This window comes from Streptomyces flavusporus (genome assembly GCF_046267975.1).
Lineage (GTDB): Bacteria > Actinomycetota > Actinomycetes > Streptomycetales > Streptomycetaceae > Streptomyces > Streptomyces flavusporus.
The window spans coordinates 5626608-5652008 of the sequence record NZ_CP176503.1 but is presented as its reverse complement, the minus strand read 5'-3'; the positions used below and the strand labels follow the sequence as shown (position 1 = coordinate 5652008).

At 66.7% G+C, this 25401-nt stretch carries 22 protein-coding genes and 7 pseudogenes; 8 read left to right on the top strand and 21 right to left on the bottom strand.

Annotation, left to right across the window (positions count from 1 at the left end):
- Positions 1-16 precede the first annotated feature (16 nt).
- Entirely contained in the window at positions 17-691 is a 675-nt protein-coding gene (locus ACKTSN_RS26870) for a hypothetical protein (protein ID WP_409471454.1), read from the bottom strand.
- A 124-nt stretch (positions 692-815) separates the two neighbouring features.
- Positions 816-1535 (bottom strand): Crp/Fnr family transcriptional regulator, encoded by a 720-nt coding sequence (locus tag ACKTSN_RS26865; protein WP_409471453.1) that lies wholly within the window; start codon positions 1533-1535, stop codon positions 816-818.
- 299 nt (positions 1536-1834) lie between these two features.
- On the opposite strand from ACKTSN_RS26865, the gene ACKTSN_RS26860 reads away from it, so the two are divergent.
- Together ACKTSN_RS26860 and ACKTSN_RS26855 are read left to right on the top strand one after the other, a co-directional pair.
- Complete coding sequence (locus tag ACKTSN_RS26860) at positions 1835-2401, top strand: Uma2 family endonuclease (protein ID WP_409471452.1); 567 nt, start codon at positions 1835-1837, stop codon at positions 2399-2401.
- Positions 2402-3122: 721 nt separating this feature from the next.
- Positions 3123-3659 (top strand): hypothetical protein, encoded by a 537-nt coding sequence (locus ACKTSN_RS26855; protein ID WP_409471451.1) that lies wholly within the window; start codon positions 3123-3125, stop codon positions 3657-3659.
- Here the strand turns inward: ACKTSN_RS26855 and ACKTSN_RS26850 are convergent.
- From ACKTSN_RS26850 to ACKTSN_RS26840, 3 genes are all read right to left on the bottom strand, one after another.
- Positions 3616-4533, bottom strand: a complete 918-nt coding sequence (locus tag ACKTSN_RS26850) for an IS5 family transposase (RefSeq protein WP_409471450.1) — start codon at positions 4531-4533, stop codon at positions 3616-3618. The two genes, ACKTSN_RS26855 and ACKTSN_RS26850, sit on opposite strands and share 44 nt — an antisense overlap.
- Positions 4534-4734: 201 nt before the next feature.
- The gene (locus ACKTSN_RS26845) at positions 4735-4941 is read right to left on the bottom strand and encodes a hypothetical protein (RefSeq protein WP_409471449.1); all 207 of its coding nucleotides are present in this window, start codon (positions 4939-4941) and stop codon (positions 4735-4737) included.
- Positions 4942-4980: 39 nt separating this feature from the next.
- A complete protein-coding gene (locus ACKTSN_RS26840) occupies positions 4981-5895 on the bottom strand; it encodes an EamA family transporter (protein WP_409471448.1) in 915 nt (304 codons plus the stop codon).
- 255 nt (positions 5896-6150) lie between these two features.
- Between ACKTSN_RS26840 and ACKTSN_RS26835 the strand changes: the two genes are divergently transcribed.
- Positions 6151-6552, top strand: coding sequence for a CGNR zinc finger domain-containing protein (locus tag ACKTSN_RS26835; protein WP_409471447.1), 402 nt, complete (start codon positions 6151-6153; stop codon positions 6550-6552).
- A 171-nt stretch (positions 6553-6723) separates the two neighbouring features.
- Here ACKTSN_RS26835 and ACKTSN_RS26830 read toward each other — a convergent pair.
- The 10 genes and pseudogenes from ACKTSN_RS26830 to ACKTSN_RS26785 form a co-directional block, all read right to left on the bottom strand.
- Positions 6724-6861, bottom strand: a pseudogene (locus ACKTSN_RS26830) (excisionase family DNA-binding protein); the annotation flags it as partial.
- Positions 6858-7706, bottom strand: a pseudogene (locus tag ACKTSN_RS26825) (replication initiator); the annotation flags it as partial. The pseudogenes ACKTSN_RS26830 and ACKTSN_RS26825, both read right to left, overlap by 4 nt.
- An 87-nt stretch (positions 7707-7793) precedes the next feature.
- A pseudogene (locus tag ACKTSN_RS26820) lies at positions 7794-8560 on the bottom strand (FtsK/SpoIIIE domain-containing protein); the annotation flags it as partial.
- Between the two features lie 86 nt (positions 8561-8646).
- Entirely contained in the window at positions 8647-8937 is a 291-nt protein-coding gene (locus ACKTSN_RS26815) for a hypothetical protein (protein ID WP_409467919.1), read from the bottom strand.
- A 38-nt stretch (positions 8938-8975) separates the two neighbouring features.
- Positions 8976-10688 carry a group II intron reverse transcriptase/maturase gene (gene ltrA, locus ACKTSN_RS26810; RefSeq protein ID WP_409467920.1) on the bottom strand — a complete coding sequence of 571 codons (1713 nt, stop codon included), beginning with the start codon at positions 10686-10688 and terminating at the stop codon, positions 8976-8978.
- A gap of 661 nt (positions 10689-11349) precedes the next feature.
- The gene (locus tag ACKTSN_RS26805) at positions 11350-11628 is read right to left on the bottom strand and encodes a transposase (RefSeq protein ID WP_409471446.1); all 279 of its coding nucleotides are present in this window, start codon (positions 11626-11628) and stop codon (positions 11350-11352) included.
- Positions 11629-11671: 43 nt separating this feature from the next.
- Positions 11672-13027, bottom strand: coding sequence for an IS701 family transposase (locus ACKTSN_RS26800; RefSeq protein ID WP_409468959.1), 1356 nt, complete (start codon positions 13025-13027; stop codon positions 11672-11674).
- Between the two features lie 106 nt (positions 13028-13133).
- Positions 13134-13763, bottom strand: a pseudogene (locus ACKTSN_RS26795) (IS630 family transposase); the annotation flags it as partial.
- A 199-nt stretch (positions 13764-13962) separates the two neighbouring features.
- Positions 13963-15225 carry an IS701 family transposase gene (locus ACKTSN_RS26790; RefSeq protein WP_409467247.1) on the bottom strand — a complete coding sequence of 421 codons (1263 nt, stop codon included), beginning with the start codon at positions 15223-15225 and terminating at the stop codon, positions 13963-13965.
- A 231-nt stretch (positions 15226-15456) separates the two neighbouring features.
- Positions 15457-16104 (bottom strand): hypothetical protein, encoded by a 648-nt coding sequence (locus tag ACKTSN_RS26785; protein WP_409471445.1) that lies wholly within the window; start codon positions 16102-16104, stop codon positions 15457-15459.
- A gap of 1620 nt (positions 16105-17724) precedes the next feature.
- Here ACKTSN_RS26785 and ACKTSN_RS26780 point away from each other — a divergent pair.
- Positions 17725-18600 carry a hypothetical protein gene (locus ACKTSN_RS26780; protein ID WP_409471444.1) on the top strand — a complete coding sequence of 292 codons (876 nt, stop codon included), beginning with the start codon at positions 17725-17727 and terminating at the stop codon, positions 18598-18600.
- A gap of 360 nt (positions 18601-18960) precedes the next feature.
- Here ACKTSN_RS26780 and ACKTSN_RS26775 read toward each other — a convergent pair whose 3' ends face one another.
- Positions 18961-19194 carry a tyrosine-type recombinase/integrase gene (locus ACKTSN_RS26775; RefSeq protein WP_409471443.1) on the bottom strand — a complete coding sequence of 78 codons (234 nt, stop codon included), beginning with the start codon at positions 19192-19194 and terminating at the stop codon, positions 18961-18963.
- A 124-nt stretch (positions 19195-19318) separates the two neighbouring features.
- Between ACKTSN_RS26775 and ACKTSN_RS26770 the strand changes: the two genes are divergently transcribed.
- Positions 19319-19588: a hypothetical protein gene (locus tag ACKTSN_RS26770; RefSeq protein WP_409471442.1), complete on the top strand. Its 270-nt coding sequence runs from the start codon at positions 19319-19321 to the stop codon at positions 19586-19588.
- A 170-nt stretch (positions 19589-19758) separates the two neighbouring features.
- Here ACKTSN_RS26770 and chvE read toward each other — a convergent pair whose 3' ends face one another.
- From chvE to ACKTSN_RS26755, 3 genes and pseudogenes are all read right to left on the bottom strand, one after another.
- A complete protein-coding gene (gene chvE, locus ACKTSN_RS26765; RefSeq protein WP_409471441.1) occupies positions 19759-20838 on the bottom strand; it encodes a multiple monosaccharide ABC transporter substrate-binding protein in 1080 nt (359 codons plus the stop codon).
- Positions 20839-20885: 47 nt separating this feature from the next.
- Positions 20886-21226, bottom strand: a pseudogene (locus ACKTSN_RS26760) (hypothetical protein); the annotation flags it as partial.
- Positions 21225-21383: pseudogene (locus ACKTSN_RS26755) on the bottom strand (mandelate racemase/muconate lactonizing enzyme family protein); the annotation flags it as partial. The pseudogenes ACKTSN_RS26755 and ACKTSN_RS26760, both read right to left, overlap by 2 nt.
- Positions 21384-21935: 552 nt before the next feature.
- On the opposite strand from ACKTSN_RS26755, the gene cyaB reads away from it, so the two are divergent.
- Both cyaB and ACKTSN_RS26745 read left to right on the top strand, forming a co-directional pair.
- Positions 21936-22490 carry a class IV adenylate cyclase gene (gene cyaB, locus ACKTSN_RS26750; protein WP_409471440.1) on the top strand — a complete coding sequence of 185 codons (555 nt, stop codon included), beginning with the start codon at positions 21936-21938 and terminating at the stop codon, positions 22488-22490.
- A gap of 333 nt (positions 22491-22823) precedes the next feature.
- Entirely contained in the window at positions 22824-23594 is a 771-nt protein-coding gene (locus ACKTSN_RS26745) for an aminoglycoside phosphotransferase family protein (protein ID WP_409471439.1), read from the top strand.
- Between the two features lie 129 nt (positions 23595-23723).
- Here the strand turns inward: ACKTSN_RS26745 and ACKTSN_RS26740 are convergent.
- Positions 23724-24248: pseudogene (locus tag ACKTSN_RS26740) on the bottom strand (oxidoreductase); the annotation flags it as partial.
- 107 nt (positions 24249-24355) lie between these two features.
- On the opposite strand from ACKTSN_RS26740, the gene ACKTSN_RS26735 reads away from it, so the two are divergent.
- Complete coding sequence (locus tag ACKTSN_RS26735) at positions 24356-24853, top strand: hypothetical protein (protein ID WP_409471438.1); 498 nt, start codon at positions 24356-24358, stop codon at positions 24851-24853.
- Between the two features lie 117 nt (positions 24854-24970).
- Here the strand turns inward: ACKTSN_RS26735 and ACKTSN_RS26730 are convergent, their stop codons facing one another.
- The gene (locus tag ACKTSN_RS26730) at positions 24971-25267 is read right to left on the bottom strand and encodes a GYD domain-containing protein (protein WP_409471437.1); all 297 of its coding nucleotides are present in this window, start codon (positions 25265-25267) and stop codon (positions 24971-24973) included.
- Positions 25268-25401: the final 134 nt, after the last annotated feature.

Sequence of the window (25401 nt, the reverse complement as noted above, 5' to 3'; positions counted from 1 at the left end):
CCGCCCTTGTTCTTCTTCACCACGTTGGTGGGCGCGGGGCCTCGGCCTCCTCCGGCTCCGGGTCGGCCACGAGCGGCTCCAGCTCCTCCCGGCCGTGCTCCGGTACGTGGATCCAGCCGTAGCCGCTGAACTCCTTCTGGTGAACGTGCACCCTGACGTACCGACTCGGATCCAGGCCCTGGCCCTCGCCTCGAAGCCGGACCACGTCCTGGTAGATCCGGTCGGAGACGATCAAGGCGAGATCGGTCGAGCCGAGAGCCTCCAGCACCCGCTTCAGCTGGGGCGCGTTGAGATAGCGGGCCACGGAGACGGGGGCGGGCCCGCTGTAGCCGAGAGCGGCCGTGCGGGCCACGCCGAAGTCGATGGCGAGCCGGAGCCGCATCCGCTCTTCTTCGGCACGGTTGGCGTTGCTCTCGCCGAGCCGGACGGCCAGGTTCCGTACAAAGCCGCCGAGTACCACCGGTTCCTGGGTTTCGAGCGGCAGGACGGCGAATTCCTGATCGCCTTGCGGCTGACGTTCCCAGGCCGTGCGGTCCAGGCCGCTGAGCACCGCCGCCTCTTCCAGCACCCGCACCAGGTCGGCTTGGAAGGCCTCCTGGCTCGGAGTGTCGAGGCGGCTGTACTTCTCCACGTCGGCAGCCATGCACAGATGCCGCGTGATGATCTCCTGCGAATGCGATTGCGATGTCATGGACTCGGTCACCCGTCTGCCTTGGTCGAACGAGGTCGGGTGTCAACTGTGCGCCCGGAGACGGGGAACACCGAGTGGGTCGTAGAAATACGGTTTTCGGCAGGCGGTGCGGGCGACGCCCCTGTTACGGAACGGCCGCGGGCAGCTGGGCGATTTCCCGCAGCCGACTCAGGTCGAGGACCGTGGTACGGCGGTAGCCGGTGGTGATGAGTTCGTCTCTGCGCAGTTCGGCGAGCGCCTTGTGGATGGTGACCTCCGCCGAGCCGGTGAGCGCGGCCGGTTCCGGCTGGGTGAGGTCGACCCCTATGACCAGCCCACGCGGCACCGGATGCCCGTACGAGGTCGCCAGCTCGGCGAGCACACGGGCAAGCCGCACCTTGACCGGATACCCCCCGAACTCCACTCGCCGTTGGTTCGACCAGCGCAGCCGCTGCACGACGATCCGGTTGACCGCGCGCGCCGCCTCGGGGTGGGATTCGAGGAAGGACCGGAGGTCGGACTCGCGGACAATGCTGGCGACGATCTCTCCGCAGGCGGTGACCGTGGCCGACCTCGGCGCACCGTCGTCCATGGCGGCCATCTCGCCGACTATGTCCCCTCCGACCCGGATGGCGAGCAACGACTCGTGGCCGTTGTCCAGGCGAGCGGTGACCTTGACGAATCCGGAGCGCAAGAGCACCACATGGTTGGAGAAATCACCCTCACGGATCAGGATCTCTTCGGGTAGGTAACGACAGCGGGTACCGATCCCGAGCAGCTTGGTGCGGACGGGTTCCGACAGGCCACCGAGGAAGCTGCGGGCGGGCCACCCCTCCAGGCCCTGGGATGGGGACTGCGGCGTCAAGGGCGCTCCTCTCCTTCTCCGCACCACTTTGATCTGTTTCTGATCCGTGCGAATCAGCTGTTCCAGAGAAGCAGTTGTCAGGGACCGGGGCAGAGTGCGCGGAGGGTCCACTTGATGCGCTGGGCGCGCGTCAGGGGCGCACACCAGATCGATGAGCGCCCATGCAACAGCCTCGGCTACTACGCGGATGCCGGCCGACGGGGAGGGGCGTGAGCGAGATCAGCGTGCCGGACGGATGGCAGACAGTACGCTGAACCCAGCGGGATCGGGCCCGCAGCACAGTGTCCGGGAGGTGCTTCATGACGGCCGAGATGGTGGCTCCGGCATGGATGCATGAGCAGATCACGGCGGAGGAATACGAGTCCTGGTCCGAGGAGCAGTGCGCCGGTATCGAGATCGTGGACGGGATGGTCGTCGTGAGTCCGAGTGCGTCCAAGCGGCACAACCGGCTCGCCCGGATTCTGGCCAACGCCCTGGATGCCGCCGCGGGCCCGGAGTGGAACGCCGACACCGACTTCGACGTCCGGCTTCAGGACGTCCCGCTCACCAATCGCCGCCCGGACGTCATCGTGTACCGCGCAGACATGATCGACATCACCCCCACCCGCCCTGAGCACGTGCTGCTGGTGGCGGAGGTGGTGTCACCAGGCTCGGAGACCACCGACCGGATCGTGAAGGTCGACCAGTACGCCAAGGCAGGCATCGGCTTCTACTGGCGGATCGAGCAGGCCGCGACAGGCGTCCCTCTCGTGTACACCTACGTTCTCGACCCCGCGACGAAGACCTACCGGGACGGAGACGTGTTCACTGGCATCCTCAAGGTAGCGGCCCCCTTCCCGGTGGAGATCGACCTTGGCCAGGTCTGACCACGCGCCGCTCAGCAGCCAGCAGCGCGTGAGCGATGCGTGAGCGGACGGGCCGATACAGGGCGGCATGAGCCGGATCAAGTGGCTCGCCGCGCGGTTCTGACCAGGGGAAACAGCACCGCGCGACAGCGCCAGGCATCCCCCGGCAAGGATTCGATCCCACTCCTAAAGCGGGTGTCGCAGGTTCGAATCCTGCCGGGGGCACCGAACTGCACAGCAGGCCAGAGGGGCCGAGAGGCCTCCCGTTTGTTCGAACGGGAGGCCTTTCTCATGTTCAGAGTCCACATAGAGTCCACATCCCCAAACGATCAAAGTGTTTCGCATCACTCATCCGGGGGACTTGATCAGAATCGTGACGCGCATACGCTGCCCATGCAGGACGAGGGCGGCGCGACTCCCCTCGCGCGCCAGACAGAGGCTCGTCGTCACCTGCGGTGTCCGGGCGGAGAGGTCTGGCCCGCGGGCGGCGACCCCCGCCGAGCGAGTCGGCGGGGGTCGTACGCACAAACGTAGACCGCCCCACCCCGGCCAGGGGGTGGGGCGGCTTGCTCTGACCGGGTCAGAGCGAAGGATGACGTGTCCCGGCGGACAGAGGTACACCGGCCGTCAGTGGCTGTTGTCGTTCCGAATCTGAGGGCTGCGTTTTCGCTGGTCAGGCATAGGGTCGGTGATTCGGTGGGAGTGGTGGCGTGTCCTGTTGTCGCTCCCCGGGAGGTTGCGGATGCCGTCGGTTGTCGGACTGCTGGAACAGCACGAGCTCGCCGCTCGCCGTCGAGTCGACGGGTTGCGTGAGGAAGCCGATCGCATCCAGGCCGAGCTGGCCGCGGCCGAGCAGGAATGGCAGGAGTGGGCGATCGCCCGCAGGCGAGTGGGCACGGTCCTGGCTCCGGACGGCGGCAGCATCGCTGATGAGGAGGCCGTCCCCGGCCCACGGGACGCGGACGTGCGCTCGGCGCCCAGGAAGGCGGCGAAACCGAAGTCGCAGGTGCCGGTGTGGCGTGAGGGGCTGGCCTGGTCGGTGCTGTCGGTGGACTATCAGCGCATCCTCGAGGCGCTCGCGGACCGGCACCGGCTCCATCAAGGGCCGCTGACCTGCCAGGAGTTGGCCGTGATGTTCGGCATGGATGTGGTGCCGGCCAAGGTGGAGGCGCTGCGGTCGAAGGCGAAACTCCTGGTCGCGCGGGGCTGGCTGGCCGAGCCCGCGCCGGGCCGGTTCACGCTGGCTGCGGGCGTGAGCGGGCCAGGCGGCGCGTCATGAGCAGGGTCATCGACCAGTAGACCGCCGCCTCGGCGCTGGCGGTGCGGCGTTCGAAGTCGCGCGCCAGGCGGCGGGTGCGCATCAGGTGGGCGAAGAACCGCTCGACGATCCACCGCTTGGGCAGCACCACGAAGCCGCGCATGTCGTCGCTGCGTCTGACGATCGCCAGGATCAGCGCGAGCGTGGCCAGGCAGTACTCGACGAGGGGGCCGGTGTAGCCGCCGTCGGCCCAGACCAGGGCGAGCCGGTGGTGCGTGTCGGCCATCTGCTCGAGCAGGACCTGGGCGGCGGTGCGGTCGCCGGTGTCCGCGGCGGTGACCATCACGCCCAGCAGCAGGCCGAGCGTGTCGACCACGACGTGCCGCTTACGCCCGTTGACGAGTTTGCCGCCGTCGAAGCCGCGGCTGTCCGAACCGACGACGGCGTCCGCCTTGATGGACTGCGAGTCGATCACACCGGCTGTCGGTGCCGCGTCGCGGCCCAGCGTTTCGCGAACCTGTCCGCGCAGCCGGTCGTGGAACTCCTTGACCAGGCCGTGGTCGCGCCAGCGGCGGAAGAACGCATACACCCGGTCCCGTGGCGGGAAGTCCCCGGGCATCGCGCGCCACTTGATGCCGTTGTCCACGAGGTAGCGGATCGCGTCCAGCATCGCGCGGTGGCAGTACCCCTCCGGCTGCCCGCCCCGGCCGCGCAGCCAGGCCGGCACCGGCAGCAGCGGCCGGACCTTCTCCCACTCCGCGTCCGTCGTGTCCGACGGATACCGCCGAACACGCTCTGGGTGATCGGCTGCGTTTCCGAACCGGTGGGCGACACAATCACACGACGGAGACGCCGAGTTGAACTCCACCGGCGCGAGCACGTACAACTGCGGCAACAGGGTCTCCTGGATCTCGGTTGGCTTCGCAACCCCGAGCTACCAAGAGGCCCTGCCTTCATGCCCGCGGCCAGTGCCGATCACCCGATCGGGACCCCCGTTCGACGCACACCCCTCAAGATCGGAACGACAACAACTACTTACGCGCGAGGGTGTTCCAACGACGAACCGGACGCACCGTTCACGGCGTGCTGGTGCGGACTACCTACGAGCGGCGGGGATGCTCTTGACGATCTCCCCGTTGACCAGAACGACCAGGCAGCCGCAGCCGCTGGCGCAGTACTCGAGTTCTCCTTCGGAGATGCGGTGGTGGGACTTCAGTGTCCACCACCGGGCCTCTGCCGGAGTCGGCTCACCACAGACGGGGCAGCGGTCGACTGTCAGCGTGACTGCGGACGTGGGAGTCATGCCGCCAGCATGAAGTCACTATCTAAGTCACTTCAACCATTACATGGGCCGGTGGCTCCGGGCGGTACGAGTACCGGAACCGTCGGCGGGTGCCCTGTTCCGGGTGGCGCGACGCACCGACCAGGCGCCCGCGAGGACCACCAGCGCCATGGCGCACAGTTGACGTGCCGTGAGCTGCTCGTGCAGCAGGACGTATCCGACCCCTGCCCCCACTGCGGGGCTCAGCGCCAGCAGCACTCCGAAGGCTCGCGTGTCGATGCGCCGCAGGACTGTCATGTCCAGCGAGTACGGGATCAGGGAGGACAGCAGTGCCACCAGGAGCCCGGTGCCCAGGACGGCCGGGTGGGCCGCCACGACGTCACCGTCCGCGACAGTGGCGACTGGGGCCAGCACACAGGCGCCGCAGGCCAGGGCCAGGGCCAGGCCCGTCCAGTCGGAGAACAGTTGCCCCACCCTCCGGCTCAGCACCACATACCCGGCCCGGCACAGCGCGGCGGCACCGCCCAGCAGGATTCCCGCGGTGGGGAGTGAGGCCCCCGGGGTGGTCAGCAGGAGTACGCCGGCGAGCGCCACCAGCGCCACCGCGAGGTGTTCCAGCCGACGTGACAGGACGATCGACAAGGCGAGCGGCCCGAGCAGTTCCAAGGTGGCGGCAACCCCGATCGGCAGGCGGCTGATGGCCTGGAAGTACGCCAGGTTCATCGCCGCGAAGACCAGACCGAGTGAGATCGCCGCCCGCCACTGCCGGGCCGTGACCCCTCGAAGCCGCGGTCGGACCAGGACCCACAGGACCGCGGCCGAGAAGACCAGCCGCATGCCGGCGAGTGCCGTGGGGCCGATGACTGCGTACGCCTCCTTTGCCACGGCCGAACCCGCCTGCAGGCTGATGATCTGGGCCAGCATCAGTGCCGGCGCCGCTGCGGCGCCCTGCAAGGTCGGGCTGGGAGTCTTCACCGTCGGGCTCCTCCACCTTCTGCGCTGCCAGGGCTTTGCCACGCGGATCTGCCGCAGCGACCACGCCGACAGCGCTGGATTGCCGCCGCACCTCCGAAGAGCTCGTTGCTCACACGGTGGTGTAATAGTCCTGTGCATTTCAACCATTACGGCGGAGAGGCCGCTCGGCTAGCCGCTGACCTGGCCAACCTCACGGCGCCGCCACGACCAGAGCACCTGGAACCTCTGCTCGCCGCGCACGGCGTGGTGCACCGTATGCTCACCATCGCCGAGGCCGAGGAGATCTGGAGATGGAGCCGACGCCTGGCCACTTGTTTCGGTTCGCAGAACCTCGAAGAGCGGTGCCAGGCGATCAACACCCTGCTCGCCGACGCTTCCAGCAGGCCCCACATCTCCCTGCACGACGGCCGACCCCACCTGCACTACAGCGCCGCCGATGCCAGCGCCGCCGCCCACATCCGCGCCATCACAGCGGCCGGACTCGCCTACATGGTGTGCTTCGCCGGCGCCGACCGGCTGGGCCGCTGCGCGCGCAGCGGCTGCGGTCTGGCATTCGTCGACACCTCCCGCAACGGCCGACGCGCCTACTGTTCGGTGCGCTGCGCCAACAACGACGCCGTGGCACGTCACCGCGGACGGCGCCGCAGCGCGGACTGAGCGTCAGCCGAAGGGGAGGCCCGGCAAACGCAACAGGACACCGCTGGCCTCGATCACCGAACACTCCCCGCCCCACCGCAGCGGTGTCAATTCTCGTCAACATTTAGCGGTCCTGTGATCGACAAGTGCTGCTCAAACTCATCGACAACCGGTGTCGGCTCTCACCTACGAAGCCATCTCCGGGATGCGGACATGCCGGCCGACCTTCACGTACCGGATGCGCCGCTCCTCGATCAGCCGCCGAGGGAATCGAGCGGTCGTGCCGAGCAACTCGGCGACCTGGTCGACGGACAGGTAGCGGTCATTCATGCGGTGGGCTCTCCTTCCGTTCCGGGTGCGGGTTCGAGGGATGCAGCCAGCCAGGCTTCGGCGTCGGTGCGGCCGGTTCCGGCGAAGACCCAGTGGGCGAGGACGTACATCGTCTCCGGCTCGCGCTCGGAGGCGTTGGCCCCTGCTTGGGCTCGGCGCCATTCGGCACGGGCATCACGGAGGGCGCCGAGGGTGGTGGAGTAGCAGCGGGACTTGGTGGAGAAGTGGCCGCGGAATCCGAGCATGTGGGCCCATGCGCGCAGGCGGAGGTGTTCCAGGTCCTTGCGTCCGCCGAGGGTCCAGGCGGTTCGGATCAGGCGGCGGGCGTGGTCACTGATGTCGAGCTGGGCGAGTTCGGCGGCGAACTTCAGGGGGCGGTCGAGAGCTCCTGTGGCCGTTTCGGCGCCTTTGGTTGCGTACTTGGCGATGTACGCGGCAACGGCCCGATCGGTGAGTTCCTGGCCGTCGTTAAAGTCAGCGGATCGGATGGTCCGGACGTCGAGTTGGCGGCCGAAGGTGAAGGTGTGGGTGCGACCGTCGATGATCGGGCCATCCACGCGGCCCTTTGCTGCGGCGACACGGATGGCATCGGTGAGCGGCTCGGCGGTCGCCCAGGCCGGGGGCGGGGTATCACCGCCGCCGAGGCCGTCGAGGCGGATCACCGCGTGGAAGTGGACGGCGCCCCGCTTCTGGTACTCGGCGACCTTGGCGAAGGAAACGCGGGCGTGCTCGCGGAATCGCCGCTGGGACAGGCCCGCGCGCTTGGCGACCTCACGGCGCAGGTAGGTCGAGAAGCGGCGCCAGAGCGGTCCGGCGTGCGCGTTCCAGAGCACGGCCGCTTCGTAATGCGGCTCCTTTTCGGACTCAGACATGGAAGGGGTAGGGAGTTGGCGTGAGGCGGCCACGCCGACCGGGTTGGGGAAGTCAGTCGGTCACGGCTGGAAGGACTTCAGCGCGGGCAGGTGGGGCACCAGGTGTGCCGAGGTCCGGCAGGTCTCGGCGGCATCGCCGAGGGAGAGGTACGGCGTGCGGATGCGGGACCAGCCGCCGGAGGTGTCGCCAGCGACGGCCAGGCCGGGACGCTCGGGAGCGATGCGCAGGCAGCCAAGACCGCCTCGGGGCGATGTCGCCGAGCGCCGTCTTGGCGGACGCTTCGTCGTTGACCCGGTGGCAGACACGGCCGGTGAGCTGGGCCCGGAGCATGGTGGCTCCCTTGCCCAGTTCGGCGCCGAACCGCTGCCCGCACACCTCCAGGTAGATCCCGGCGGCACGGCCGAGTTGGGCAATTCGAATGAGCTGGGTGACCATCTCGTCGCGGCGTTCCTCGTCCTTGCGCGTGGCGACGAGGAAGAGTTCGGCGACTTCATCGACGAACAGCACGACGGGCACAGGCCGTTCGTGGTCTGGCAGTCCCCCAGATGCCGGAGGTGATCTCCTCATCGGGGGTGCTGGAGGCGATGCCCTGGCGTGCCTTGATCAGGTCGTAGCGGTCCTCCATTTCCTTGACGAGCACGGGCAGCAGGTCAGCCGCCTGTTCCGGGTCGGTGGCGAGCGCCGAGAGCCGGGGCGCGAAGGGCGCCAGTTCGACACCTCGCTTGCAGTCGATGCCGACCAGGGCGACGGGCTGTCGAGCGAGGCCGGTGATCAGGTGGCGCAAGTACATGGGATTGCCTGACAGCGTTGCGCCGAGGGTGAGTGAACTGCGGATGTTGGCGCTGGTTCGTAGCAGAGCAGAACCGACAGAGCTGGCGACGTGGCGTCTAGTGTCTCGTGATCCTGATTGTGTTACTTCGAGTTGTTATTGACGAGTTTCTTCACGCTGGTCTGGACGAGTCGGACCTTGGCGAGGATCTCGTCGGCGGTGGCGGTCCAGGTGAAGGGCTTCGCGTTCTCGTTCCAGGAGTTGATGTAGTCGCGGATCTGTTTGACCAGGACGTTGACGCTGGAGAACGTGCCACGGCGGATGGACTGCCGGGTGATGATCCCGAACCAGATCTCGTCGGGTAGGACCGCTGCATTGCTGCAGCGGTCCCCCCTCAGAACCGGCCGTGCCCGCTTTCCAGGCAACCGGCTCAAGCAAGCCCCTTGGGCTCGCGGGCGAACAGAAGTGCTGGTCACCGGCCGGGGCCAGTGGCCAGCCGACGCCGGCAGTGGGTGTGTATCAGGCGTGAGGCGGCGGGTTTGTCCGGCTTGCCGTTGCCCGCTTCGGCGGTGACCGCGTGTTTGCGGATCGCGATGCGGGTGACCTTGAGCCACTGCTCCCACTGGTCGGGAGTTTGCGGCTCGTGGTCGGCGTGCAGCAGCAGCCCTCCGCAGAGCGGACATCGGCCGTCTTGCATCTGCAACAGATGCAAGGTGCCCTTGCCCAGCGGGAGTTTGCCGCGGCGGCACCGCTTGGCCCAGAAGTCGGCCAGGGCGGGATCGTCGGTTGACGCCCTCCCTGGCACCATCCGGTGCCGGACGATCGGCGTCCAGGCGAACTTGTAGAGGTAGAAACCGCTGGTGCGGTCCCCGAATACCCATGTGTCCTGCCTGAACGGGTTGAACATGGCGAAGTACCGGGCAGTCACCCAGCGCATCGGCTTGTTCGGGTGGGAGAACTTGGCCCACTTGTAGACCAGTCTCCACACGTAGGCGTCCAGCGAGTTGAACGCCCGCTTGGACACCCCGATCCGGTAGTAGGCAGCCCAGCCCTTGATGATCGGGTTGAGCTTGGCGATCACCGCGTCGGCGTTGGCCCCTCGCAGGGCCAGCACCTCGGCGGCAAGCCGTTCCCGGATCCGCCGCAAGGCCGCGTTGCTCGGTTTGGTCAGCAGCTTGCTGCGGTAGCGTCGGATGTTGAACCCCAGGAAGTCGCAGCCCTCATCGAGGTGGACAATGCGCGTCTTGTCCTCGTTGAAGGCCAGGCCCCGGGGCGCGAGCCACACAGTCAGCCGCGCCTTGACCTGCTCGGCCTGTTCCCGAGAATGACACAGGGCGAGAAGGTCGTCGGCGTAGACGACCAGAACCGGAGAATCGCGCGCCAGAATCGTGGCATCACTGCCGAGATTCTGGTAGCGGACTCCAGCAGCCTTTCCCATGCCGTGCAAGGCGATGTTCAACAACGCGGGACTGATCACCCCGCCCTGGGGAGTTCCCTCCACCGTGGGGGTGAACCAACCTTTCTCGACCACACCCGCCTTCAGCCATCCGGCGATCATTCCCCTCCCGGGAAAGGAGCCCAATGACGCGAGCAGGTGATCGTGGTCGATTCGGTCGAATGCCGCTTTCAAGTCCGCGTCGAGCACCCACAAGCGTTTGGCGTTCTTGCCGCTCGCCGTCGTGTGGATGGCAACGATCGCGTCATGACAGCCACGGCCTGGACGGAAACCGTAGACCTTCGGTTCCAGCCGTGCCTCCCACTCGGGCTCCAGTGCATTCAGCGTCAGAGCTTGAAGGCATCTGTCGGCGATCACAGGAATTCCAAGTGGGCGCTGCTTCCCATTCGCCTTGGCTATATACACCCGCTTGACGGGCTTGGGCTTCCACGGGGCCGCGCCATGCTGGACCCAGTCGGCCAACTCGGCCTTTCCCTGGGGCAGCAGGACGACTTTCCCGTCGATGCCCGCCGTCTTGCGGCCAGCGTTGACTTCCGTGACCCGCCGCACACTCGCGAGTGTGTTGGCGCGGGAGCGGAGCATCAACTTCTGCAGATTCCTGACCTTGGCCAGGTCTCCTGCCTGCGATGCCGTGAAGATGCGTTGCCGCAGACGCCGTACGTCGTCCTCGACGGTCCGCCAGTCGATCGACGGCCAGTCGGTGATCTCGTCCTCCGGTCCGTTCGCCATGCCGGCTGCGGTCGCAGCGGCTTGCGCCGCCCCAGCCACGTGTGTCGTCACGGCGTCCAACTTGCCCTTCGGTTCAGGTGTCTTTGGTCATCGTTTCTTCACGGGCTCACCAGACCCACGTCAGCGCCCTTTCAGGCCGGGACATCGGCCCCTATCCGGCCAGTTATGCGGGGACCACCGACGGAGGTGTCAGCGCATGGTTCCCGGTTTCCTGTTGCCTTTCGGCGACCGGCATTCGCTTGCTGGGTCTTCCTGCGCCCGCTGGAGAGTTGGGCCTTCCTTGCGGTTGGCTTACCAGGTCAGAATTGCATTGCCTGGACTCCATCGGGGTTGTCACGTTCCGCATGAGAGAGATGCTGCCGGTGAGGGGGCCCTCTGCACCCCGGGGACGGCGGTGCACTCCCGACTGGCCAGATTTCCCCAGTCGGCGCCTGCCGATTTCCAGCGGCCAGTCCCTATCTCTCGCTGAAACGACCCATCGGCGAGAGTGCTCATGACGAGGCATCATCAAGGGTTCATTCGCATTCACCCGTCCGGCATTTCCCAGCCTGTAACCCCCGGATGGAACGAGGATCCTTGGGCATTTCCCCAGGCTTCGCACCCCGCGATTACTCACGACGCACGCTGAGGCGGGAACGAGCCCTGTGCACTGGCTCGGGAGCTACACCTTCGACATCAGTCGATCCTCCTTCGGTGAGTCCGCTCTTCTCAAGCGGCTTTCGTGTCGCACGATCTGGTTCAGCCACGAGGACCCGACAGGGGTGAAATGGAAGTGGACGTGCGGGTTCTTCGCCAGCCACGCCTTCACGTCCGGGGTGGTGTGCGTGGACAGGTTGTCCAGGACGACGTGGATCTCCTTTCCCGCATGCGGCTTGACGGCCTTTTTCAGGAACGCCAGGAAGTTCGCGCCGTTCCGGCTCGGCTTGCACTCGCCCAGCACCTCACCGGTCGTGACGTTCAGCCACGGCAGCTGTAGTTCGTGATCACGCCGCTGCAGTGACCTCGTTCCAGTAGCGGTGGCAGGTGGCGGCCCGGTGTTGGTGGCGTCGTCGCCAGTGTGACCAGTGCAGGACGTGTTGGGCGTCGGTGACGGGCTGCGGCAGGACGAAAGCCCGTAGAAGCCGCAGGAGTTCGGGTCGGGTGAGGGCGATCATCGGTTCGTGCTCGGTGTCGGGCTCACCGCTTTCGGTGTCGCCGGGGTGCCGGGCGGCGGCCACGGCGAGAAGGGAAGCGGCGATGAGGCTGATCAGACTCCAGCGCATCCAGGAGTTCCAGCAGGTCGCCTGCCCTTGGTCGAGCCCGGCCAGGGACTTCGCGGCCTGGAAATCTTCCTCTACGCGCCAGCGACAGCAGATGACTTCGACGAGGTCGGACAGGGTGACGGGGGTGGTGGAGTGGCAGCGATAGAAGGAGAGTTCACGGGTGTAGCGGTGGCGGCGGACAAGCAGGAAGCTGTGGCCCGTCTCGTGCCCCTGCGGGATGTCGTCGGCGGTCACCTCGATCATTACCCAGTCGTAGTGGCGGTCGCCCTTGGTGCCGTGGCCGGTGCGGATCCGCTGCCAGGCCCTGCGGGGCAGCTTCGCCAGCACGCCGGCGGTGTCGAACCGGCCGGCCGGGGTGGTCACACGGTGCGAGGCGGGTACGGCGACGGCGTAGTCGAAACCGAGCTCGCGTATGCGTCTGCGCAGGTCGACGCCACCGTAGACCTCGTCGGCGGCGACCCAGCGAGCCGGGAAGCCCTGAGCGCGGGCCTGGGCGAGCATCGCGGCGGCCAGCTGCGGCTTGGTCGCGAAAACCAGCTCGTCGGGCACCCCCGTAAGCAGCCGCCGTTCCTCGTCAGCGGCCCAGTCCCGGGTCAGGTACAGGGCGCGGTCAATCAGCGCGTGCCCGGCCGGGCCCACGTAGGTCAGATGGACGGCGACCTGGCACAAGCCGACACCGCCCAGCGCGCCAGAGTACTGATGGGCGGCGCCCACCGCATCGGTCGAGGACTTCGCGTCGCCGGTCTCGTCGACCACCAACATCGCCTGGTCATCAGCGAGATGTCCCACAGTGAAGGCGGCAAGACGCGCACGGACCGCCTCGTCGTCCCACACCGCCCTGGACAGGAAGTGCTGCAGCCGGTGCGGACCGCAGTGCCCGAGCGCCTCGGCCAGCGTCCAGCAGTTGATCCGCTCCAGCCCCATCAGTACCGCCTCGACCGTCTCCCGCAGCGTCCGCCGCGTCTCACGGCGTGGAAAGCAGTCCGCTACCAGCCCCATGGCCGCCCCGAAGCCGTCCCGCCACACCGCCTGCGCTACCGTGACCTCCACGGCCACCGCGTCCTGATTCGTCGTCACAAACGGTCATGATCACGGTGGCCGTACCCATGCCCGCAAGCAGCCTCGTGGAACCGCTGACCAGCCCGGATCCGTTACCGATCACGAACTACAGCTGCCGTGTCAGCGCGGCGAACAGGTTCGTGGTGCCGTGCCGGACGTAGTCGTGGGTGCGCTGCTCGGTGGCCGCGAAGGCCACCGGCAGCACCGGCTGGGTCCGGTCCAGGGCCTGCACCTGCGTCTTCTCGTCGACCGACAGCACCACGGCGCCACCGGGCGGGGCCAGGTACAGCCCGACGATGTCGGCGACCTTCTCCGCGAACGCCGGGTCCTTCGAGATCTTGAAGGTGCCCGAACGGTGCGGTTTCAGATTCTCCTCACGCCAGATGCGGGCAACGTAGTGCCAGGACACCGAGATGCCCTCGCGCCGCTTCAAGTGGTCGGCCAGCGATCGCGTCGACCAGTGCGAGAGCCCGGAATCCACCGGCGGGGACATCCTCGTCAAGGCGATCACCCGGGCCCGCACCCGAGGCGGCACCTGAGTCCGCGGCCCGCCCCGGCGTTTGTCCTCCAGCCCGGCAACACCACGCTCGGCATAGCGGGACTTGCACCGGTCCACCGTCAGCGGTGCCACACCGGCGAGCTCGGCGATGTCCTTTCGGCGCCGCCCCTCGGCCGACCACAACACGACCCGCGCGCGAAGCGCCACGACAGCCGGCACATGCCGCGAACCCGCCAACTCCCGCAGCTCAGCCATCTGTTCAGAGGAGAGATCCATACCAGACTCAACGATCACAGACGCCTCAGGTTCCATGAACAGGATCACAAGACACTAGTAGGGCTTTGTTAGGTCCTGTGGTGGGGTTCGGGTGCTGGTGCGGGTTGGCCGCATATCGAGCAGGCGCCGGTCCAGGTGGCCAGGAGGGCCTGGAGTTCGCGGAGGACCGCGTAGAGGGTCAGGCCGGCGCAGGGGCTTTTGGGTCGAGCCTGAGCATGGTGCAGAAGGCCTGGGCGAGGGACGCGAGGGTGACGTGGCGGTGCCAGCCGAGGTAGTTGCGGCCCTCGAAGTGGTCCAGGCCCAGACCGTCCTTGAGCTCGCGGTAGTCGTGCTCAACTCGCCATCGGATCTTGGCGATTCGTACCAGTTCGCGCAGTGGGGTGTCGGCGGGAAGCGTCGAGAGCCAGTAGTCGGTTGGCTCGGCGGAGTCGGGTGGCCACTCGACGAGCAGCCAGCAGTCGGGCAGGGAGCCGTCGGCGGCGCGGCGGATGGTGCGGTTGGCCGGTCGGACCCGCAGGGCCAGGAACTGCGAGCGCATCTCGGCGTTCGGGTTGCGTCTGGTGGCCTTGCTGCCCTGGCGCCAGGTGACGGTGCGGGTGGCCGCTCGGCCGACGGCCAGGGCCAGGGCGCGCAGGGTGGTGTGCGGTTGGGGGTAGGCGGACACGGGAGGGCGGCCCTGCCCGGAGTACGGCGGGCGTTGGGGTGTGGCATTGCCGGGGTGCGCGGTCGTGGTGGCTTTGACCGCGACCGCGTAGGTCAGGCCGCGCTCGGTCAGGCCCTCGCGAAAGCCGGTGGCGTCGCCGTATCCGGCGTCGGCGGCGACCGGAAGGTCGGGCAACTCCCAGTTGTCGCGCACCTCGTCGAGCATGTCCAGCGCCAGGCGCCACTTCTCCCGGTGCCGCTCGGTGTCCGGGATTCCCGCCTTGGCGCGGCGGCGCCGGATCGCCTCGGCCATCAGCGCGTCCTCGCCGTACTTGGTGTCGTCCCAGCTCTCGGGCAGGAACAGGCGCCAGTCGACAGCCGATGACGCACGGTCACTGACCAGGTTCACACTGACGCCGACCTGGCAGTTGCCGCGCTTACCCAGGGCGCCGCAGTACATCCGCGCCACCCCCGGTGAGTCGTAGCCGTCCTTGGGGAAGCCGACATCATCGATCGCGTACGCCTCGGGAGAAATGTGCGCGGCAGCCCAACGGGCCAGCCGCTCACGGACCTTGGAGTAGTCCCAGGTGGACGATGAGACGAACTGCTGCAGCTGCTGGTGGTCCACGCCCAGGCGCTCGGCCATCGGCTGCATGGACTTGCGCTTGCCGTCCAGCATCAGCCCGCGCAGATACAGCTCGCCCTTGGCCCGCTGGTCCCGACGCGCCAGCGAACCGAGCATCTCCGCCGCGAACGCCTCCAGGCGCGGGCGGACCGTCTCCATCTCCTCAGGTGTCACACCTGACAGAACATCACAATCTACCTGACGATGATCAATCGGGGTACCTAACAAAGCCCTACTAGGCATCGCATCGACATTTTCGGGAATCAGGGCGATGCCTAACCCCGGCCCGGGGAATCGCAAAGGAAAGTCGCTATCTCATCCATCGCACCGGTGTCCGGCACGTCGAGGTCTTCGATGGGTTCGACTGCAGCTGGCTTATCCACACCGACCTTAACGGCCACGATCCTACGACTCCGCGTCCGCCCCGTGCGTGACAAAACGGCCGTCCTCCCATGTCCAGCTGACATGGCGAAGTATTGAGGGTCCCGACGCATGACTGTCTTCAGGTCCGTAGAATTTGACGTCAGCGGCAAGCCGACCGCCCTTGACCATCAGGGATTTCGGCTGATATTTCGGCGACAACTCAGGGACATCGAAAGTGGGCGTGCGGCCTATCTCGCTGCCGTCATCGGTGCGGTAGACGCGCAGTTCCTGCAGGAAGAAGTTGCTCGGTTTCGGAGAGCAGTAAAACAGCACAGCAGTCACGTTGCCGAGGCGCGGCAGGCTGCCTTGGGCGGTCCGCTGGACCTCCACCTCCCAGTGGTCATACCCGCCGATGCCGCCGCCTTTCGCAACCCCTTTGCCATTGCGCACAGCCACCTTGACCGGCTTGTCGACGATGTCATCGCAAGTGAGGCTATAATTGCGATTCTCCCAGTCAACCACTTTAGGCGCCGACGGCTTGTGCGCCTTCGACCCCAGGAAGTCGCCGCCTTGCTGGACTTGAGATGCTGCCTGAGCACTAGCCGAACCCGTTGCCAGGGTCGATCCCGCTGCAAGGATGCAGGCTGTGCCGAAAGCAATAGAGGTACGCCGCCAGGAGCTTCCCCACATAGAAATAATCCCCTCTAAATCTGAAGATCAAGCTGACGCTCGCAAGGATTCAGTAAATGTGGGCACATCGCGCCGACACTGGCTTCCGTCGCCTACGCAGACGACCTTCTCGAAGAATGAAGTGCTGGATGCTTTGGCATGGTGATCCCAGCCGAGGATCACTTCCCACTTTCCATGGTGCTTCATCGACCTTGTGGCTGCATCTGGAGCAGTCAAGCGCGGTACGTCGGCCACCGGCTGACGGAACAAACCAGTGCACGAGCTGGCCGGGGTGGCCCGGAGGGTGCTGGAGGTGTTCGGTGACGCCGCCTACCCGAGGCCGCTCACTGCGTCACGCAACCGCCGGAAGGAGCGTCCCACATCCCATCGCGGTAATCGCATGGCGCCCGCTCGCCGAGGCTGTAGGCGCGTTTGCTGACGCCGCTGCGGTGACAGGACTGCTGGCAGTCGGCTGCGGTACAGCAGCGAGGCACAGCAACCGCAGCGACCGAACACGTCCCGCAGCCACCCTGTAGGACCTCATTGCGACCGCTATGGCCGCCGCTGACCGATCCAGATAGAGCTACGGATCAAAAGGCTTCTGACATCCACGGCTGACATCAACGACGCCGGACGGAGGCGTTCATCAGTGTCTTTGTCCGGATGTCACACCAGTCGACGACAGTAGCCGGAGCGGACTCGGATCGAACTCCTAACGCGGTGGTCTGTGAGGCGCGATGTCGTTCGGCTGGCAGACTTGCCGCTTGCCGTGGGACTTCGGACAGGGGGCGTGATGAGTAGGCGCACGAAAGGGTGGCTGATCGGCGGTTGGCTCGTGCTGGTTGTCGTCAGCTGGTCATTTACGGAGTCGATCAACGATGGGATTGAGCCAACGTCGGGTCCCCGGCCGGAGCCGTCGTCATCGAGTTCTTCTTCGGGATGCTCGGCGCCGACACCGTCGGCCGAGGCGGAGCACGACGTCGTTGCCTACACCGACACGGAGCCTGAATTTGTTGCCACAGCGGTCATCTGCAAGACGTCAGGCTGACGCCATGCCCCCGATGAGACGTGCAGACCCTTGCCCTCTCAACAGAGGTGAGTGACTAACTGCGTGACAACGCCGACGCACAGCGGCGGACAGCCACGCACGCCTGTGGACCATCGCAGCAGGCGAACGGTGCACCGGCCCCAGGTCGAGCGCCCATCCAAGTTGCTTCGGGACGAAGAGGTCTCGTCGCCAAGGAGTGGTGGGAGGGGGCGGTGCGCCGGCGCGACTGGAATCCCGAGGCGAACCCGGGGACCCCTCAATTCCCGCCCCCCTTGGCCGCCGTACCCGTCAACGGAAACACCGAACCGGCCCATCGCGCCAGAAGCTAGCCCACCACTGACAACATCCTGGCGCTGGCCCGCACTACCCGCCCAGACGTGCCAGATCCTGCGGGGAGCCACGGGGAAGTTGTCAACGGTTGAGCAGTGTGCGGACCTTCCGTAGAGCGGCAGCTCCTGCAAAGAAGCCTGGGTCTCGGCGAGGCAGACGGCGTCCGCCAGCCGGTTCACGGTGATGGCCGCTCCCTGGGGCGGATACGTAGGATGCTTTGAGTGCTCGTGCCACCCCCTCCGGCTTCAACGAAAGAGGTCCTGATGTCCCGTCGGCACGAGCCGTCACCGCCGTTGTCGCCACTGCCGTCGCTCACGCTGCGTGGGTACGGCGAGACCATGTGGCTGGAGGGCCGGACCGTAGTACTGGAGCAGAAGGGGCTGCGACGGCGGATACCGATCGAGGCCGTGGAGGAGGCGCGGGCCGTGGGCCGGGGGCGGCGCTCGGTCGAGATCGCGCTGTGGGGCGTGAACGGCGCTCCGGGGCCTGTGTTCACCCTGAAAGGCCGCGACGCCGCCTCGGCGGGCCGGCTCGTCGAGGCGACCAACCGAGCACGGTCCAGGAGCGGTCCACCGCAGGGCGGGGCGGCCCTGGTCGAGGAGCGGCCGGCGAGCACCTCTGGCCGGAAGAAGGGCCTGGGGCTGACACGCCGTGAACGTGCCGTGGGGATCGCTCTCCTTCACGTATACGTCGGCGGGTTCGCCCTGCTGGCGTGGGCCGGCGAACTGCAGCAGGCGGCGTTGTGGCTGCTCGGGGTGGCACCCGCCCTCTTCGGTCTGTTGATCGTGGTGCCCTCGCTCCGGTGGGCGTGGAAGCGGTGGACCGTGCGCAGGCGGGGTGTCATGGTCGTCGCGGTGTTCGCCCGGAGAGAGGGCAAGCGGACGTTCTTCCGGTACACCGACCTGGAGGGCGGCACACACGAGATCGAGCCTGACTACGCGGCCAGGGGCATCGGCGGCGACCCGAAACGCATCGAAGTCGTCTACGACCGTCAGCAGCCCGAAAGGGCTATCTGCTCACTGGCAGCCTCGACCCTGCTGTGGCGCACAGCGGGCGTGACGCTGGCTGGCGGACTGCTGCTGTCGCTCGCGTTCCTCATGATGCCCCTGCAACTGATCCTCCTGGCGCTCTCTGGATGACCTGAATGACATCCACTGCTGACATCAACGGCTACGAACAGCCGCAGATGTCGGCGGTTGCTCGTAGCCCCAGTGCACGCAGGAAGGCCCCACCGTGCCGGGGGATGGATCGAACTCCTAAAGCGGGTGTCGCAGGTTCGAATCCTGCCGGGGGCACAACGCATTACGCCGCCGACTTGGGGTTTCTCCCCCGGGGAGGCACTCTGTTCGGCCTCGGACTCCTCGTCCGGGGCCGTTTGCGTGAGCGGACGGGGAGTTGATCTCCCGAATGTCGCCCACCCGATCAGCATCACCTGGCTCGGACTCCAGGCCGAGCTCCTCCTCGGCGTCGGGCTATGGCTCCGCTCCGGGAGAGGCGTCCTAGGAGGCAGCGCGGGCGCGCGGTACGAGTCGGGCAGCGGCCTCGGCAATCGCCCGATCCGCCTTGGGAAGCAGACTCTTGTACGTGTCGGCCGTGATGGTGATCGAGGAGTGACCGAGTATCTCCTGGATGTCCTTCAGGTCGGCCCCGGCCGCGGGGGTTAGCGTTGCCGCGCCGTGGCGGAGGTCGTGGAGCCGGACTGGCGGGAGACCGATCTTCCTCGTACAACCCAACGAATCGCCGCGTGACGTTGGCGGGGTGGAGCATCTCGCCGTTCTCCATGGTGAAGACGCGTCCGGTCTCCACCCAGGCGCGCTCCCCCATTCCTCGCGGTCCCTGTCCTGCCTGGTTGTGGTCTTGAAGACCGACGATGTCGTGTGGGTGGGTGCGGATGTCGTTGCAGCCGATGAGGTCGGGGGAGATCCCGGCGGAGATGGTGCGGGTGGTGCGGGCGGCGCGCGGCTTGCGAAGACCAGCCTCCAGCACCGGCTCGCCGACGCCGCGATCAACCCCGCCCGCATCGACGCCCACCTCGCCGACACGCCCCGCGCCCGCACCAGCCATTCGCACGACTTCGCCCCGCCGAGCAACCACCCGACGGGGCGAAGTGATCAGGACCCCGAATAACCAACAGCGTCTGATCACGGTCCGGGGCCCTCGACATTCACTTCTGACATCAACGCTGGTGATCATTGACTGCCAGGGATGTCCTGGGCAGGCGATCCAGCCGCCGTTGAGAGGAGGATGGCAGTGCCGTGGCGAGCGTCGTGCAGGCGTATCACGCAGAGGCTGTGCTGCTACTTGAGCTCGTCGGCGGTGAAGTATTCGCCCGCGATCAGAACATCGTAGTTGGTCTTGTCGACGCTCTTTGGCTGCAGCAAGACGGCGGGCACGACCTTGACGCCGTTGTTGTAATCCCCTCTGTTGTCTACCCACGGCGTCCTGTCGCTGAGTATGTCGTCGACCATTTCTGCGGCGGCCCCGGCGAGCTGGCGGACGTCCTTGTAGACGGTCTGCGACTGCTCACCCGCGATGATTGACTTCACCGAGTCCAGTTCGGCGTCCTGACCAGTGATGACCGGGAGGGGCTTGCTGTCGGAACCGTAGCCGTCCGACTGCAGCGCAGACAGGACGCCCCTGGAAATGCCGTCGTACGGCGACAGGACCGCGTCGACCTTCTTGCTGAGGTACCAGTTGGTAAGGATGTCGCTCATGCGCTTTTGCGCGGTGGGCCCGTCCCAGCGCAGGGTGGTGATCTGGTTGAGCGCGGTCTGGCCGGACGGGACGACCAACTGCTTGCTGTCCAGGAACGGCTGCAGGAGCGCCATCGAACCTTTGAAGAAGTATTTGGTGTTGTTGTCGTCGGGGGAACCAGCGAACAGCTCGATGTTGAACGGGCCCTTGCCGTCCTCCAGGCCGAACTTTTCGATGATGTGGTGGGCCTGGAGCCGGCCGACCATCTCGTTGTCGAAGGAGACGTAGTAGTCGACGTTCTTGGTGCCGAGGATGAGCCGGTCGTAGGCGATCACCGGAATGTCCGCATCGGCGGCCTGTTGAAGCACGCCGTTCAGCGACTTGGCGTCGATGGCCGCGATGATCAGTGCATCGACGCCCTGCTTGATCAGGTCCTCGATCTGTGAGAACTGGGCTTTCGGGTCGTCGTCGCCGTAGACCAGCTTGGTCTTGTACCCCTTGCCCTTCAGGGCCTCGACGACGCTCTTGCCGTCGGTGAGCCAGCGCTCGGAGGTCCGGGTCGGCATGGCGATGCCGACAGTACCGCCCTCGGAGCTGCCCTCGGAGCTGCCCTCGCCGTTCTGGCCGCAGGCGGACAAGGTGAGGGAGGCGAGGGCGGCGAGGGCGGCTCTTCGGTTGAACATCGTGATCGTTCCTTGTTCTTCTCGTCGTTGAGCGGGATGACGGTGTATCAGACGTCGATGGGGAAGGCGGTGGAGCGGGCCGGGCAGTCGGCAGGCAGGTCGAGAGCGAGTCGGACGCGCCGTACCCGCTCCCGGGCGGTGTCCAGAGCCAGGTCCCGCAGATGGGTGCCATACGGGTAGATCCCCAGGCGCCCTGGACAGACCGAACTTCAGACAGAGCGGTGCGCCGGGGCGGATCAGCTCGGCGCCCTCGTGGATCCGCACGTAACCGCCGAGGTCGTCGGGGTCTTGGTGCACACGTTTCAAGGCGAGTGAACAACCGGCGGGCCTCGCTCAAATGATTGAGGTCAGGTCGGCCCGGCACGTTGCTTGGATCGGCGCTCAGGCGCCTCGGTGTCCCGCAGATCGCCGATCAGTGCGTTGCTGCGGCCCGGTATCCGGGGCTCGCCGACTCTCGTGACCCCTTTGCCGGTGTGCACCTGTACATACGTCAGGCTGCGCCACGGCGTTCCGGCCACGTGCGTGCTGATTCCGGGGATGCACAGGGCACTTGCCTTTCAAAAGTTCGAAATCTCGTCACATGTTCGGAATGTTTGCGTGACACTAGGGCGGGAGTGTGCGGAGTGTCAACAGGTGAACTGGAACGGTTACAGAAAGATATTGGCGTTCGCTTCCGGTCTCCACCAGAGCAGCGGGGCGAGGCGCCTGCGGGACAGCCATGGACATGCCGTTCCGCGAACGTGTGTCACCGCGTGCAGGGGCAACGTCGGACACGTACTTGGCGGCGACACCACCATCGGGACCAGTTCGCCGCATGGTTGCGGCATGCGGGGTTGATGTGTCCGACCCCGCGCTGTATTCGGTGACGGATGGGCGGAAGCCGGCCATCCCTCAACCGTCCCGCAAAGGGGCGGGCTCACCAGGGATGTGCGGCCCGCTGCGCGGACCGTAGTCTCTGCCATGTCGACCTGCTCTCTCAGGTTGGTCATGCCCCGGGACCGTTCGCGCGGCCGCCGGGGTCTATGAGGTCTGGCCAGGATCCTTCGACTCTGCGTGTACGGCGCGCAGCGCACGGTCTGAAGAAGGGGGAACCGCTCATGATCGAGACGGAGTTGAAGGCCCGCGTGCACTCACCCGAGGAAGTCATGCGGCAGTTCGACAAACTGGCGCCAGCCCGCGTCGAGGTGTACCAAGACACCTACTACGACCGCCCTGACGGGTCCTTGGACAAGGCCGGCGAAGAACTACGGGTCCGCACAGTGCATGGCACTGACGGAACCCGCACAGTGCTCACATACAAAGCCGCCGCAGTCGACGAGAACTCCGGTTCCAAACCGGAACACGAGACCCGAGTCGAGGACCCGGAAGCGACGCACGCCATCCTGCGCGGCCTCGGATACGTACCGTTCATCGCCTTCGAAAAACGGTGCCGGAACTACGACTTCGAAGCACACGGCCGCAAAATGCTCGCGACCCTCGTACGCGTCCCCGAGATCGACGGCACCTTCCTCGAGGTCGAGACACTCGTCGACGAGGACGACTTGGCCCCAGCCCTGGACGGCATCCGCGCTGTCCTCACCGACCTCGGCATCGGCCCGGAGGACCTGACACGCGAGACGTACACCGGAGCCGTCGCAGCGCAACGCCGCTGACGGCGAACCGCTCGGCCGGCACGGTGCGGCCCACACGAACGGACCTGCTTCCACGGATCCCATACCGGCTGGCGACTTGAGTGACCGGAACTCCTGGAAGCTACCTCCATGACCGCGTAATACTGCTCGACCACGTTCAACTCCATTAGCAGGGCCTCGGCGGCCCTGCACGCGCCGATCAGACGCGCACAGCCTCGGTATCGCCCGCCTGCACAACCTCACGCTGGCGGGATGACGGAGCAACGGGCAGGTCATCCAGCACGTCGAAGATGATGCACGGGACAGCTTTGATCGAGGTGCCGCGCCTTCAGAGGGCTGGGTAGCGTGAAGGGCGTGTCGAGTGAGGAAGTGATGCAGGACAGTGCCCATCGTCGGGTGGTGCGGATCGGTGACACTGTCCGCAGGCCCGTCCAGCCGTGGACGCCCACCGTCCATGCGTTGCTGCAGCACCTGGAGAAGATGGGCTTTGCCTGTGCGCCGCGGCCGCTGGGAATCGATGACAAGGGTCGGGAGGTCCTTACCTACATCGAGGGTGACTCCGGGCCCTCGGGCTGGGCCAAGGTCGTGGACGGCCAAGGTCTGAGGAACTTCGCCCGGCTGTTGCGCGACTACCACGATGCCTGCAGCAGCTTTTCACCTCCGCCGGGGGCGACCTGGTCCACGGACACAGGCAGCCCAGGCGGCGACGAGGTCGTCTGCCATGGAGACTTCGGCCCCTGGAACATCGTCTGGCAGGGTAACCGGCCGGTGGGAATCATCGACTGGGACTTCGCCCGCCCGGCACCACGCTTGCACGACGTGGCCTACGCACTGGAGTACGTCGCCCCGTTCCGCGACGATGCCGAGTGTCTGCGCTGGCTGCACTACCCGGCGCCGCCCGACCGCCGTTCGCGGCTGGAGGACTTCTGCAACGCGTACGGCCTCGACTCGACCGTGGGGATCGTCGACGCCGTCATCGCCAGACAGCGGGACAATGCCGACCTCGTGCGCCGGCTGGCCGAGCAGGGGCACGAGCCACAGGCCACCTGGGCTGACAGGGGACTCCTGACCGAACTCGACAAGAGGATCGACTGGAGCAAGGCGCACCGGCATCTGGTCGAGTAGCCAATTCGAGGTGGGGCCGCCGAACGCCTCCTTGGCCACTGGAGGACAACCGGCGGCGTTTCTCGACGCGGCCCGAGCGGTCATGGCTCAGGCCACCACCCGGTGCCCGAGATCTTTTGCGGACCGCCGTCAGCTCTTCTGCAGGGTGCGGGTCACGCCCGCGATGACGGCCGTGGTCAGCACCCAGCCAAAGGCGATCAGCGCGTAGGCCAGCCACTGGAGGCCGCTGTCCGGCCAGTACCACGCCGTCCGCTGCCCCAGACCGCCGATGGGGATCAGGAGGTCGAGGGTGTAGACGAAAGGCTGGAACGGGGCGCCTTCGTCCGGCTTCACCGGGGTGGGGGAGCGAGTGTCGAAGGCCAGCGTGCCCAGCAGGGTCAGCACCAGGAGCCAGACACCGGCCAGCCAGGGGCGGTAGCCGTAGCCGACGGTCACGTCGAGCAGGTGTCCCCATGCACGTGCGGTCGGGGACAGGGTGCGGCGCCGGTGCCGCTGCTTGGCCAGGAGCACCCGGCGGGCGTCGTCGTCATGGCCCGCCTTGCGGTACCAGCTCGCCAACTGCTCGTACGGCTGCGGGCTGTAGCCCGGGCTGCGCCGTATCCATGCCACGCGGTGGACCACGGACTCCGGGGCCCCCACCGCCTCCCGTCGCTCGCCCGCCTCCGCCACCGGGGATCACGACGCAGCACCCGACCCTGCGTTCCATGCCATGAATGCGAGGTCCCCGCGGAAGGGCAGGGCGCTGCTGAGAGACTCCCGCCATGGGATCTTGGGGGACTCTGGGACCGGCGGTGCTGTCTCTTGCGGGTGTCGCGCTGGGCGCGGCCGGGTCGCTGTTCGGGCAGTACCTGGTGTCACGGGCGAGTGCCCGGCAGCTGGACATCGAGCAGTCGGCCGTGCATCGCGCCGAGCTCAAGGGCGTGATCCTGAGGTTTCTCGGTGTCGCGTTCCGTGTGCAAAAGGCAGCATTGGCCGACCCACCTGGTGAAGACAGGGAAGAGGACGGCACGCTCGCCGAACTCGTGGAGGACATGTGGCTCGCGCACGCGGAGATCGATCTGGCGGCCGGGACCGAGCCGCTGCGCGGCGCCGCCTACCGCTATGCGGCTCGCCTGACCGAGGCGGCCAACACAGATGCCGCTGACAGGGCCGCACTACACCAGGCGCAAGTCCAGTTCATGGACGCCGCCTATGACGACCTGTGGCCGGGCCGGCAGCGGGTGACCGAGGGTGTCGGCGCCTCTGGCGGAGACGCGTGAAGGACTCGATCCCACTCCTGAAACGGGTGTCGCGGGTTCGAATCCTGCCGGGGCACCAGCGGAAAGGCCCTGGACCTGTCAAGGCCAGGGCCTTTGGCATGTACGTCTGCCACGTCCTCAGCCGGCGGCCTTGGCGATGATGCGATCCATTTCCTCTCGGCCAAAGGCCCGCAGGGTCGTGGTACGGACGTTACCCACCCCGCCGAGCTGCAGGAGCGCCGCGGTGGCGGTTTCGTCGTCGGGCGCCTCGACAACGGCCACGAGGTCGTACGGACCGACGGTCCAGTAGACGTTCAGGAGCTTCGCCCCGAGCTTCTGTACCGCTGAACCGAAGGCCTCGGCACGCTTCGCGGTGTCCTTGTAGTTTCGGATCCCTTGATCGGTCCAGTTCAGCAACGTGACATATGTCGGCATGGTCCTTCACCTTCAGGAGGGAACGCATCGCGAGTCCAATCCTGGACGCAATGGCGGAAACACGCACAAGGTGCGCACCTGAACGAGTAATACCTCAATAACCATCAGCCGAGAGTTCGGGACGAAGAGGTCGC

What these genes read in the sequence shown, in the direction of transcription:
- ACKTSN_RS26870 (WP_409471454.1), bottom strand. Translation starts at nt 691, where the DNA reads ATGACATCGCAATCGCATTCGCAGGAGATCATCACGCGGCATCTGTGC.
- ACKTSN_RS26860 (WP_409471452.1), top strand. Translation starts at nt 1,835, where the DNA reads ATGACGGCCGAGATGGTGGCTCCGGCATGGATGCATGAGCAGATCACG.
- ACKTSN_RS26855 (WP_409471451.1), top strand. Translation starts at nt 3,123, where the DNA reads ATGCCGTCGGTTGTCGGACTGCTGGAACAGCACGAGCTCGCCGCTCGC.
- ACKTSN_RS26845 (WP_409471449.1), bottom strand. Translation starts at nt 4,941, where the DNA reads ATGACTCCCACGTCCGCAGTCACGCTGACAGTCGACCGCTGCCCCGTC.
- ACKTSN_RS26835 (WP_409471447.1), top strand. Translation starts at nt 6,151, where the DNA reads ATGCTCACCATCGCCGAGGCCGAGGAGATCTGGAGATGGAGCCGACGC.
- ltrA (WP_409467920.1), bottom strand. Translation starts at nt 10,688, where the DNA reads ATGGCGAACGGACCGGAGGACGAGATCACCGACTGGCCGTCGATCGAC.
- ACKTSN_RS26785 (WP_409471445.1), bottom strand. Translation starts at nt 16,104, where the DNA reads ATGTGGGGAAGCTCCTGGCGGCGTACCTCTATTGCTTTCGGCACAGCC.
- ACKTSN_RS26780 (WP_409471444.1), top strand. Translation starts at nt 17,725, where the DNA reads ATGTCCCGTCGGCACGAGCCGTCACCGCCGTTGTCGCCACTGCCGTCG.
- chvE (WP_409471441.1), bottom strand. Translation starts at nt 20,838, where the DNA reads ATGTTCAACCGAAGAGCCGCCCTCGCCGCCCTCGCCTCCCTCACCTTG.
- cyaB (WP_409471440.1), top strand. Translation starts at nt 21,936, where the DNA reads ATGATCGAGACGGAGTTGAAGGCCCGCGTGCACTCACCCGAGGAAGTC.
- ACKTSN_RS26735 (WP_409471438.1), top strand. Translation starts at nt 24,356, where the DNA reads ATGGGATCTTGGGGGACTCTGGGACCGGCGGTGCTGTCTCTTGCGGGT.
- ACKTSN_RS26730 (WP_409471437.1), bottom strand. Translation starts at nt 25,267, where the DNA reads ATGCCGACATATGTCACGTTGCTGAACTGGACCGATCAAGGGATCCGA.